This is a genomic window from Microcystis sp. M53602_WE12 (assembly GCF_030065455.1).
Classification (GTDB): Bacteria; Cyanobacteriota; Cyanobacteriia; order Cyanobacteriales; family Microcystaceae; genus Microcystis; species Microcystis aeruginosa.
Genome location: NZ_JASJFB010000303.1, coordinates 1 through 10,972 on the forward strand (window position 1 = coordinate 1; position 10,972 = coordinate 10,972).

Here is a 10,972-nt window from a genome sequence, read left to right on the forward strand (position 1 = left end):
ATTCCCTGTTCAATTCCCTGTTCAATTCCCTGTTCAATTCCCTGTTCAATTCCATCTCCAAAAGCTTCTTGATAGAAACGAGTTTGTTTTAGGTCTTGTAGTTCCAACATAGCTTCAATTTCCTCTCGACTTTTTTGGGGTAATTTATAAATGATTATCGTTTCGATTAAATCAATGACATTTTTCTGCACTAAGCGATCGCTCAGTTCTCTTTGAGCCTGTTTAATTAAAATCTTAGCAGAATTAACAGCTTGACTCTCACTTTCCGTGACCAATTTGATCATGGCGATCGCTAAGGAAGGAGTCTCGTCATTTGCCAATTCATCCAGATAGATTCTTTTAATCCTTGACAAGGATAACAAGTCTGCAAATTGCTGGGGATGTTCTCGCTCAATTTCTCGGCTAGGATAAATAACAACTATCTGCCACGGTGACAAAGGTTTATACTGTCTAAGATATAAGAAAAGTTCCGAAAATAATCGATAATATAGGTCTTCATCCTTTTGAAACTGCACTTCTACCAGATAAAAGGGCGAATTTTCTAGATTATCGAGCGGCAAAAATAAACCATCCAATCGAAAAGCTAGTTGTTTAACTTCTTGGGAAGTAAATCGATAATTGCTCACGATAGCATCGGGTCGCTCAATTAATTCAAAGAACGAATCGGGAAAATCGAGAAACATTCGATAAAATATGCTGTCAGTTTTCATGTCATCGCTGATAGCTTAAAGGTCACTGATTCGCTACTATCCATTTGCCCACTACTTAGCAATTGCTGCTTTTCTAGACTTTTTAAACAGGATTGATTATTGTTGCTGTTGTGCCAAATAGTTAAGCACTGTTTCCAGAGTCAAGTCTAAGCGTTCCGAGATTTGTTGCGGGGTTAAACCGAGGTCTTGCAGTAGAGGAATTGTTTTCAATTTTTGCAAGTTTATTCCCTGTTCAATTCCCTGTTCAATTCCCTGTTCAATACCATCTCCAAAAGCTTCTTGATAGAAACGAGTTTGTTTGAGGTCTTGTAGTTCCAACATAGCTTCAATTTCCTCTCGACTTTTTTGGGGTAATTTATAAATGATTATCGTTTCGATTAAATCAATGACATTTCTCTGCACTAAGCGATCGCTCAGTTCTCTTTGAGCCTGTTTAATTAAAATCTTAGCAGAATTAACGGCTTGACTCTCACTTTCCGTAACCAATTTGATTATGGCGATCGCTAAGGAAGGAGTCTCGTCATTTGGCAATTCATCCAGATAGATTCTTTTAACCCTTGCTAGGGATAAAAAATCGGCAAATTGCTGGGGATGTTCTCGCTCAATTTCTCGGCTAGGATAAATAACAACTATCTGCCAGGGTGAAACAGGTTTATACTGTCTAAGATATAAGAAAAGTTCCGAAAATAATCGATAATATAGGTCTTCATCCTTTTGAAACTGCACTTCTACCAGATAAAAGGGCAAATTTTCTAGATTATCGAGCGGCAAAAATAAACCATCCAATCGAAAAGCTAGTTGTTTGACTTCTTGGGAAGTAAATCGATAATTGCTAACCCTAGCATCGGGTCGCTCAATTAATTCAAAGAACGAATCGGGAAAATCGAGAAACATTCGATAGAATATGCTGTCAGTTTTCATGCTGTCACAAAATTACCTGTAATTTCCGCTTAATCCGCCAACAAAAGAGAATTAACCTATGATCATCCCATCATTTCTGCAACCCGGTGCTAAAGTTTCTCTGGTGGCCACCAGTGGAGCCGTCAAGGAATTAGCCGCCCTAGAAAAAGGCGTAGAAATCTGGCGATCGAGGGGTTATCAAGTGGAATTTAGCGAGAATTGGGCCAATCGTCTCGGTTATCTCGCTGGTAGCGACGAGCAACGTCGTCAAGCTTTAGCCCAAGCATGGCAAGATGCCGATTGTCAAGCAATTCTCTGCGCTAGGGGGGGTTACGGTAGCGCTCGCCTCTTAGAAAATTGGACATGGGCAAAAACTAACCCGAAATGGTTAATCGGTTTTTCCGACGTGACGGGGATTTTATGGAGTTTAGCGAAACAGGGCATTTGTAGCGTTCACGGGGCAGTTTTAACCACCTTAGCCCAAGAAAGTCCCCAATCAATCGATCGCCTCTTTTCTCTTCTGGAAGGTCGTCCTTTAGCCCCTCTTGTCGGTCAAGGTTGGGGTGGGGGCAAAGTGCGGGGACGCTTATTACCAGCTAATTTAACCGTAGCCACCCATCTCCTCGGAACCTCGGTTCAACCCACCCTAGAGGGGGTAATTTTAGCCCTAGAGGACGTAACCGAGGCCCCCTACCGAATTGATCGAATGTTAACTCAGTGGCGAATGCTGGGCATTTTCTCCCAAATTAAAGGCATTGCCCTCGGTCGTTTTAGCCGTTGTCTGGCAGCCCCCGGTAGTGATAGTCAAACCGTAGAGGAAGTCTTAAAAGAGCGTTTGGGCGATTTGGGTATTGCGGTTATTGCTGAGTTACCTTTCGGTCATGATGGCGATAATGCCGCTTTACCGGTGGGAACAATGGTAGAACTGGACGGGGATCGGGGAATCTTAGAATTTTTCTATCCCCAATGATCCACTTTTTTGATAGTATCTTAGAGAAGTGTTAACAAATGTAACAAAAAATTAATTATAGATGAAAGTATTAGTTGTCGGTGCGACAGGAACCCTAGGGCGACAGATCGTGCGTCATGCCATCGATCAGGGACATCAAGTGCGTTGTTTGGTACGCAGTCAGAGAAAAGGGGCTTTTTTGAAGGAATGGGGCGCGGAATTAGTCGGGGGAACCCTACGGGATAAGAGTACCATTATTGCCGCTTTAGAGGGAATGGACGCGGTGATCGATGCCGCTACTGCCCGGGCGACGGACTCAGCCAGCATTAAACAGGTGGATTGGGATGGTAAAGTTAATCTGATTCAAGCGGCCAAAACCGCCGGGGTAGATCGCTTTATTTTCTTTTCGATTCTCAATGCCGAAAAATATCCCAACGTGCCTTTGATGGAGATAAAACGCTGTACCGAGAAATTTATAGCAGAATCGGGTTTAAAATATACAATTCTGCGTCCCTGTGGCTTTATGCAGGGGTTAATCGGTCAATACGCCATCCCGATGTTAGATAATCAAACGGTCTGGATCACGGGGGAAAGTACGGCGATCGCCTACATGGACACCCAAGATATCGCTAAATTCGCCGTTCGCGCCCTAGAAGTCCCCGAAACCGTCGGTCAATCCTATCCTGTGGTGGGCAGCAAAGCTTGGAAAGCTGAAGAAATTATCGAAGTTTGCGAACGCTTATCGGGTAAAGAGGGGAAAATTTGGCGTTTACCCATGGGATTACTGCGTTTTATGCGGGGAATAAGCCGTTGTTTCCAATGGACTTATAATATATCCGACCGACTAGCTTTTGCGGAAGTTCTCGCTAGTGGTCAAGCTCTTGATGCCCCCATGGCAGAAGTTTATCAAGTATTTGGCCTTGATCCGAGTCAAACAACTACTTTAGAATCCTATTTACAAGAATACTTTAGCCGCATTCTCAAGAAGCTCAAGGAAATCGACTTCGAGAAACAAAAAGCTCAGAAGAAGAAGAAAACTCCTTTCAAAAAGAAAGCGTGAACCAGCAGTAGGAAAATTTGTCAATGCCCAAAATCGGCATTATTTACAACGATATTAAGCCTATCGCTTGTAAAACAGCCCATCAGATACAAGATCAGCTACTTTCCCGAGGTTGGCAGGTGTTTATGGCTACCGGAAGCGGTGGCCTGCTAGGCCATTCTAAACCCTCTCGTCCGGTTTGTTTTACCCCGATCGATCAGTTAGTCCCCCCCCACTTCGATCAGGATTTAAGTTTTGCGATCGTGTTGGGGGGCGATGGTACAGTCCTATCGGCGGCCCGGCAGTTGGCCACCCTCAATTTGCCCCTGTTAACGGTCAATACGGGACACATGGGCTTTTTGACCGAAATTTACCTAAATCAGCTTGAACCCGCCTTAGAACTGGTTCTAGAGGGGAATTACACCATCGAAAATCGCTCGATGATCACAGTGCGACTATTTCGCGAAGATACCCTCCTCTGGGAGGCACTTTCTCTCAATGAGGTGGTCGTCCACCGCGAACCCCTCACCAGTATGTGTCATTTTGAGATTCAAATTGGTGAACACGCGCCCGTCGATATCGCTGCCGATGGGGTGATTCTCTCCACTCCTACCGGTTCTACTGCCTATGCTCTCAGCGCCGGTGGCCCGGTAATAACTCCCGATGTGCCGGTATTACAATTAGCCCCCATTTGTCCCCATTCTTTAGCTTCCAGGTCCTTGGTATTTTCTGACAAGGAAACTGTAAATATTTTCCCAGCAACTGCTAATCGGATGGTGATGGTAGTGGACGGTAATGGCGGTTCTTATATCTTGCCAGAAGATCGAATTAATGTGCAGAAATCCCCCTACAATGTTCATTTTATTCGCCTGCAATCGACGGAATTCTTCCGCATCCTCCGGGAAAAATTAGGTTGGGGTTTACCTCATATTGCTAAACCAACTTCGGTGGAATTACCTTAATCAGTTATCAGTTATCAGTTATCAGTTATCAGTTATCAGTTATCAGTTATCAGTTAAGTAGTCGGACATAAATTCTGTTGTCTATCTTAAGAAATGTAAATTGCCGCAATTCCTACTGACGACCGACTCCTTACCCCACAGTTAACTTTACTTTTATCCAACTACTTATCAGATGTGAGTTTTCAGTTGACTGATTACTGATTACTGTTTACTGATCGCTGAATTTATGCTCCCTTTTCGCACCAAAATAGCTTTTTATTTAGAGGATGTCACCACGGCGATCGGACTGACGGTAAATCTGCTTATCTTAGCATTAATTTTACTATCTTTGGGGATTTATGTGGCTCAAACCTATCCCTTATCCGCCACTTGGCAAATGTGGTTACGTCAGCTTGATTGGGGAATTTTAAGCTTATTTTCCCTAGAGTATTTAATTCGGTTTTGGTGTGCGGAATCAAAACTAGGCTTTGTTTTTAATATTTTTTCGATCCTAGATTTATTGTCAATTCTGCCCCTATTTTTTGGTTTTTTTGATATTAGATTTTTTAGAATTTTTCGCTGGTTTAGAATTTTGCGAGTGATTCGTTTTTTTGGTTCCGATCTTTCTATTTTTAGGATTAAAACTTCCGATCAGATAGTATTTACTCGCATATTACTAACTCTATTCTCGATTATTTTTGTCTATGCAGGTTTAATTTATCAGATCGAACACCCGATTAATTCCCAAGTCTATCGGACATTTTTTGATGCTTTTTACTTCGCCATTGTGACTATGACTACCGTGGGATTTGGGGATGTAACTCCCCTTTCCGATGGGGGCAAAATGGTGACAGTTTTAATGATTTTAACGGGAGTTTTGTTAATTCCCTTGCAGATTAGCGCTCTGACTAAACAACTATTAAAATCTGGCACTCAAATTGATTATCCTTGTCCAGATTGTGGTTTACCCCGTCACGATATAGATGCCAATTTTTGTAAAAACTGTGGGGCAAAACTCTTAAAAAAACCTGATTGAGACTAATTCTGGCGAAATTCAGGAGCCGGTCGTCAGGAGATTATTTTTATTTATTCTCCCCACTTCCCCGCTTCCCCACTCCCTCACTTCCCCACTTCCCCACCCCCAATCCGTCTAAATGTTAAGTTAAGTATCGAAGAGCGGCCGTTTCATCACCCAGTAGTAATATAATCACTGAGTTATCAACTTTGATCCTTGAGTATGACTGCATTCACCACAACCCCCACCCTTGCCAATTTGCCCGCCAGTGACAGCCGTAGCCGCGTCAGTGAATTTATGAAATCCCTACAGGATGAAATTTGTCAGGGATTAGAAGAAGTGGATGGACAAGCAAAATTTATCGAAGATAGTTGGCAACGGCCCGAAGGTGGCGGCGGACGTTCGCGAGTTTTGCGGGAAGGGGCAATTTTTGAACAAGCAGGGGTGAATTTTTCGGAAGTTTGGGGGAAAGAATTACCTCCTAGCATTGCCAAACAACGGCCCGAGGCTGCCGGTCATCAATTTTACGCCACGGGAACCTCGATGGTTTTGCATCCTCGCAATCCTTATATTCCCACGGTTCACCTCAATTATCGCTATTTTGAAGCCGGTCCAGTTTGGTGGTTTGGCGGCGGCGCTGATTTAACTCCCTACTATGGCTTTGAAGAAGATGCTAGTCATTTTCACCGCACTTTTAAACAGGTTTGCGACCAACATCATCCCGAATATTATCCCGTTTTTAAACGCTGGTGTGATGAATATTTTTATCTCAATCATCGTCAGGAAGCCAGAGGCATCGGCGGGATTTTCTTTGATTACCAAGACGGTTTAGACCCTCTCTATCGGGGTCCTTTTGCCGAAAGTGATGCCGCTATCTATTCAGAAAAATTATCTCCCCAACAACCCCGCAACTGGGAAGAAATTTTTAGTTTCATTAATGACTGTGGCCGAGCTTTTCTACCCGCTTACGTTCCCATTGTCCAGAAACGGCGCTCGACGGAATACGGTGACAGAGAACGTCAGTTTCAACTCTATCGTCGCGGTCGTTATGTAGAATTTAATTTAGTTTATGATCGTGGCACAATTTTTGGGTTGCAAACTAACGGTCGTACCGAATCAATTTTGATGTCTTTACCTCCTTTAGTCCGTTGGGAATACTGTTATCAACCTGCACCAAACACCCCAGAAGCAAAACTCTATGATGTCTTCCTAAAACCCCAAGATTGGGTTAATTGGCAAGGTTAAATCAGTTATCAGTTATCAGTTATCAGTTATCAGTTATCAGTTACCAGTTTACCGTTCACTGAAAATACTTCCCACACCCTTGTCAAGTAAATAAATCTAAAAATTTTGGCTAATTTTTGGACACCTCTCCATACTCGTCTGGAAACCACGGTGAAAAAGGGACAATTACTACCTAAAAATGCGTCTCTGTTAGTGGCATTGTCGGCAGGTCAGGATTCCCTTTGTTTAGGTCAATTATTGCTGGATTTGCGCTCTCGTTGGGGTTGGCAACTAGCGATCGCTCATTGTGATCACCGTTGGTCTCAGGACCGAGGATTAGTGGATCATGTGCAGAAAATCGCCGAAATTTGGCAATTACCCGTTTATATTGCCACCGCACCCCCCATGGCGGAAACGGAAGCCAAGGCCCGACAATGGCGTTATCAAGCTTTACAAACAATCGCCCAAGAACAGGGTTTTAATTATCTTCTCACGGCACACACGAGGAGCGATCGAGCGGAAACTTTTCTTTATAATCTCACGCGCGGGGCGGGTAGTGATGGACTTTCTGCCTTAACTTGGTTGACAAGTTTAACCCCAGATATTTTTTTAGTCCGTCCCCTCTTAAATGTCACTCGCGAGGAAACTTTCGCTTTTTGTCAAAGTCGAGAATTACCGATCTGGTATGATCGAGCTAATGAGAATTTACGCTATGCTCGCAATCGCATCCGTCTGGAATTATTACCCTACCTGCAAACTAATTTAAATCCCCAAATCGAAAAACATCTCGCCCAAACTGCCGAAATTTTGGAAGCAGAAAGCGATTATTTAGATAGTATTGCCCGGGATATTTTTCGTCAGGTTATCGATCTAGATCAACAAAGACTCGATCGCTCCCCTTTACAAATTCTACCTCTAGCGATACAAAGACGAGTGATTCGTTTATTTTTGGCTCAATATTTACCCTCATCCCCTAATTTTGCCGAAGTTGAGTCAGTGGTTAATCTCATTACTGGTGTTAATCGCGATGCCACTTCCTCCCTAACGGGCAAAATTCGGGTAGAAGTACAACAAAATTGGCTATATATCAGTGATCAGTGATCAGATTACAGTTTTAAGTGGACAGTGTTAGGTGAAAACTTCGCTACTTTCTTTTCACTGATTAAGTGGGTGGGTGGAATTAAATATAAGATGAACGTAGGTTGGGTTGAAGCATGAAACCCAACACCCGCTCATGTTACGCTACCGCTAACCCATCCTACAAATAATTGTGCCTCCCTACTTACTGCTTACTGTTTACTGTTCACTGAAAAACCCCATCTCCCCATTCTAGTTATCTCTAGCTAACTTTTACAGCAATTGGTTTAAGAAGAAACTATAATTAGTAATACAATTAAACTAAAAATAAAATTGGCGGGGCATAATGAGCGAAACTAAAGTAATTAATCGAGAAAATTTACTGGTCAATCTCCGGCAACAACTGCGAGCCGGACAACAGGAATTAGCCGATTGGCAAGGGGGAAAAATGGCCATTTCTGCGGTGCCGGGGGCAGGAAAATCCCACAGTTTGGCCGTAGCTGCCGCCATGGTTATTGCTCGTGAGCAACTTCATGCTAAAAAACAGTTAATTATTGTCACCTACACCCGCTCGGCTGCCGCTAGTATTAAAGCTAAAATTAAACAACGCTTGCAAGATTTACAACTTTCAGCCCAAGGTTTTAGCGTTCAAACTCTGCATGGACTGGCCCTACAATTAGCCCGTCGTTACCCGGAATTATCGGGATTAGACCTCGAATCTTCTACCTTAGTTATTCCGACTCCTAGCCACAGAATTATTAGAAACTCGGTGGAAAAATGGCTAATTGCCGACCCAATTCGTTATCAAAAGTTATTAGAAGGAGTGGAATTTGATGGGGAAGAAACCGAAAGATTACGCCGTCAATCGGTGCTGAGAACCGAAATTTTACCTAGTCTTGCCTATACGGCCATTCATGAGCTAAAAAGTTCGGGATTATCACCGCAGCAAGTCTGGGAATTAAGCCACTATAGCGACGATAATTATCAAATTCTCGCTATTGCTAGTGGTTTGTACCAACAGTATGAAATCCTGATGCGTCAGAAAAACTATATAGATTATGATGACATGATTTTAGGAGCCTTGCGGGTATTAGAGGAAGAAAAAATTCGCCGACAATGGCAAAAATCTGTCTTTGGAGTCTTTGAAGATGAGGCACAGGATTCTAGTCCTCTCCAAGAAAAACTAATTACTATTTTAGCAAAAAATAATGACGGGGAAATACCTAATTTAATTCGCGTCGGCGATCCCAATCAAGCCATTAATTCTACCTTTACCCCCGCCGATCCTGTTTACTTTAATTGGTTTTGTGAAAGTTGTCAAAACGAAGGCAATTTATCCACTATGAACCAAGCAGGTCGCAGCAATACTAAAATTATCGAAGCTGCTAATTTAGTTTTACAATGGGTTGATCGAGATTGGAAACAGGGAAAAGATAATCATAAAGTTACCGAGGCTCCTTTTCGGGTTCAAGCGATCCTTCCCGTCAGCGCCGAAGATCCCCAACCTAATCCAGTTAAGGAGGGAAAAGGATTAGAAATTTATCAACCCGATGACATTTATCAAACAGTGGAATTAATTGAAAAACGTCTAGTTAAATTACTCCAAGAAAACCCTCAACATAATGCGGCTATCCTCGTTAGAGAAAATCGACAGGGACACTTTTTTGCTCAAAAATTCGCCCATTTTTACAAAAGTTATCAAATCAGAATTTTTGAAGCTAACGAGATTGATCGCTTTTCCCAAATTCCCGCCGAAATGCTGAAACTATTGGCTTTTGTCGAACGTCCCCACTCTCCCGATTATCTCAAAGCGGCCTTAGAAGTGCTACAATTTAGGGGTTTAATTACTGCCCAAGACTTAAATCCTTTAGTTACCTATCCCGAACAATTTCTTTATCCCACTCCCCTCGATCCCGAACTGAAATCTAACGAAAAAATCGCCCGTCGTTATTGCTGCAGTTTACTAAAAGCTAGATTAGAATTACCCCATTATCAACTCCTGTCTTTTTTCGCTATGACTCTCCAATATTCAGGGTCAGAATTAGCCACATTGCAAAAATTAACCGCCCGTATTTATCAGGAAACTGCTGGTAATAGTTCTCTAAAAAATACAATCAATACTCTCAATGAAATTATCGCCTCTGAGCGCTTTGAAGGGGTGGAAGAAGATAACGACGATTGTTATACTCGTCCCGGACAACTGACGATTATTACTATGCACAAAGCCAAGGGTTTAGACTGGGATTATGTTTTTATTCCCTTTCTTCATGAAGATATTATTCCTGGCAAACCTTGGGTTCCCAATGGGGCGAAATTTTTGGGAGATTTTACCCTCGCAGAAGTAGCCCGGGCGCAAATTCGAGCAGCGGTTCATCAACGCTATTTAAACCCCGACAGCATACCAATTATTCCCCCACCTTTAAGCGCTTGGTTAGAAGCTGGACAACTTAAAAAAGCTGAAGAATACCGACTTTTGTATGTAGCGATGACGCGAGCAAAAAGACTTTTATGGATGTCGAGTGAAAAAAAAGCTCCTTTCCGTTGGAACACTTTTCGCGGAGATGAAAGTAGTCAATTACAGGATAAAAATCCCTGTCCTGTCTTTCCTGTTTTAATCAATGCTTTCCCCGATTCTTTCTGTGTTTAACTGTTGCTGCAGTGTCCGCGGATAAAGAATTAGGAAGACAAACCACCAGAGGAGTATAGGAATAGATAGGAGTAGAGTTAACCAGAGACGCTGGGTTAAAAACCAACAGCCGGCAATCAGGGCAATTCCTGTCAATAAAATCGACCAAGGTTGACACCAACGGGGTTTGTGGTCCCAAACGTTATCGGATTTCGAGTTAGACATTAGTTAAGGGGCGGTAATTTACTAACTTGATTTTATCGTACCTGACTATTCAGATAACTGCTACAATTTTGGGTAATTCTATCAATAGAGTTTCTTATCTCTAGACAAACTAAGCTAAATTTTCCGGCTCTTCGTTACCCTTTATGCTAAATCAACATACAAGATGCCAAGATAACATACTTCTAACCCAAAAATTCCGAAAGTTTCTAAAGCCATAGCCTCTCCGTTTTATTAGTTTAAGTTTATTGTTGATTCCCTCGACCACC

General features: G+C 42.5%; 11 protein-coding genes. 7 read left to right on the forward strand and 4 right to left on the reverse strand.

What is annotated here, in order from left to right; all coding sequences use genetic code 11:
- On the reverse strand, nt 1-710 hold a 710-nt coding region (locus PX482_RS10825; RefSeq protein ID WP_288122429.1), incomplete at its 3' end, for an Rpn family recombination-promoting nuclease/putative transposase.
- Between the two features lie 96 nt (nt 711-806).
- Nucleotides 807-1,631, reverse strand: a complete 825-nt coding sequence (locus PX482_RS10830; RefSeq protein ID WP_288122430.1) for an Rpn family recombination-promoting nuclease/putative transposase — start codon at nt 1,629-1,631, stop codon at nt 807-809.
- A 58-nt stretch (nt 1,632-1,689) separates the two neighbouring features.
- Between PX482_RS10830 and PX482_RS10835 the strand changes: the two genes are divergently transcribed.
- From PX482_RS10835 to PX482_RS10865, 7 genes are all read left to right on the forward strand, one after another.
- Nucleotides 1,690-2,580, forward strand: coding sequence for a S66 peptidase family protein (locus tag PX482_RS10835; RefSeq protein ID WP_288122431.1), 891 nt, complete (start codon nt 1,690-1,692; stop codon nt 2,578-2,580).
- A gap of 61 nt (nt 2,581-2,641) precedes the next feature.
- Nucleotides 2,642-3,619 carry an SDR family oxidoreductase gene (locus PX482_RS10840; RefSeq protein ID WP_002762970.1) on the forward strand — a complete coding sequence of 326 codons (978 nt, stop codon included), beginning with the start codon at nt 2,642-2,644 and terminating at the stop codon, nt 3,617-3,619.
- A gap of 23 nt (nt 3,620-3,642) precedes the next feature.
- Nucleotides 3,643-4,560 carry an NAD(+) kinase gene (locus PX482_RS10845; protein ID WP_002762972.1) on the forward strand — a complete coding sequence of 306 codons (918 nt, stop codon included), beginning with the start codon at nt 3,643-3,645 and terminating at the stop codon, nt 4,558-4,560.
- A gap of 226 nt (nt 4,561-4,786) precedes the next feature.
- Complete coding sequence (locus PX482_RS10850; RefSeq protein WP_288055007.1) at nt 4,787-5,575, forward strand: ion transporter; 789 nt, start codon at nt 4,787-4,789, stop codon at nt 5,573-5,575.
- A 201-nt stretch (nt 5,576-5,776) separates the two neighbouring features.
- Nucleotides 5,777-6,799, forward strand: coding sequence for an oxygen-dependent coproporphyrinogen oxidase (gene hemF / locus PX482_RS10855; RefSeq protein WP_288122432.1), 1,023 nt, complete (start codon nt 5,777-5,779; stop codon nt 6,797-6,799).
- 105 nt (nt 6,800-6,904) lie between these two features.
- On the forward strand, nt 6,905-7,879 hold the full coding sequence (tilS, locus tag PX482_RS10860) for a tRNA lysidine(34) synthetase TilS (protein ID WP_002762977.1): 975 nt from the start codon (nt 6,905-6,907) through the stop codon (nt 7,877-7,879).
- A gap of 322 nt (nt 7,880-8,201) precedes the next feature.
- A complete protein-coding gene (locus PX482_RS10865) occupies nt 8,202-10,502 on the forward strand; it encodes an ATP-dependent helicase (RefSeq protein ID WP_288122433.1) in 2,301 nt (766 codons plus the stop codon).
- Here PX482_RS10865 and PX482_RS10870 read toward each other — a convergent pair.
- Together PX482_RS10870 and PX482_RS10875 are read right to left on the reverse strand one after the other, a co-directional pair.
- On the reverse strand, nt 10,467-10,706 hold the full coding sequence (locus tag PX482_RS10870; protein ID WP_043999446.1) for a DUF6737 family protein: 240 nt from the start codon (nt 10,704-10,706) through the stop codon (nt 10,467-10,469). The genes PX482_RS10865 and PX482_RS10870 overlap by 36 nt on opposite strands.
- A 151-nt stretch (nt 10,707-10,857) precedes the next feature.
- Nucleotides 10,858-10,972: transposase (locus PX482_RS10875; protein WP_130758671.1), on the reverse strand; the 115-nt coding region annotated here is incomplete at its 5' end.

Excerpts from the sequence above, each read along its gene's own strand:
- PX482_RS10830 (WP_288122430.1), bottom strand. The coding sequence starts at position 1,631 with ATGAAAACTGACAGCATATTCTATCGAATGTTTCTCGATTTTCCCGAT.
- PX482_RS10835 (WP_288122431.1), top strand. The coding sequence starts at position 1,690 with ATGATCATCCCATCATTTCTGCAACCCGGTGCTAAAGTTTCTCTGGTG.
- PX482_RS10840 (WP_002762970.1), top strand. The coding sequence starts at position 2,642 with ATGAAAGTATTAGTTGTCGGTGCGACAGGAACCCTAGGGCGACAGATC.
- PX482_RS10845 (WP_002762972.1), top strand. The coding sequence starts at position 3,643 with ATGCCCAAAATCGGCATTATTTACAACGATATTAAGCCTATCGCTTGT.
- PX482_RS10850 (WP_288055007.1), top strand. The coding sequence starts at position 4,787 with ATGCTCCCTTTTCGCACCAAAATAGCTTTTTATTTAGAGGATGTCACC.
- hemF (WP_288122432.1), top strand. The coding sequence starts at position 5,777 with ATGACTGCATTCACCACAACCCCCACCCTTGCCAATTTGCCCGCCAGT.
- PX482_RS10865 (WP_288122433.1), top strand. The coding sequence starts at position 8,202 with ATGAGCGAAACTAAAGTAATTAATCGAGAAAATTTACTGGTCAATCTC.
- PX482_RS10870 (WP_043999446.1), bottom strand. The coding sequence starts at position 10,706 with ATGTCTAACTCGAAATCCGATAACGTTTGGGACCACAAACCCCGTTGG.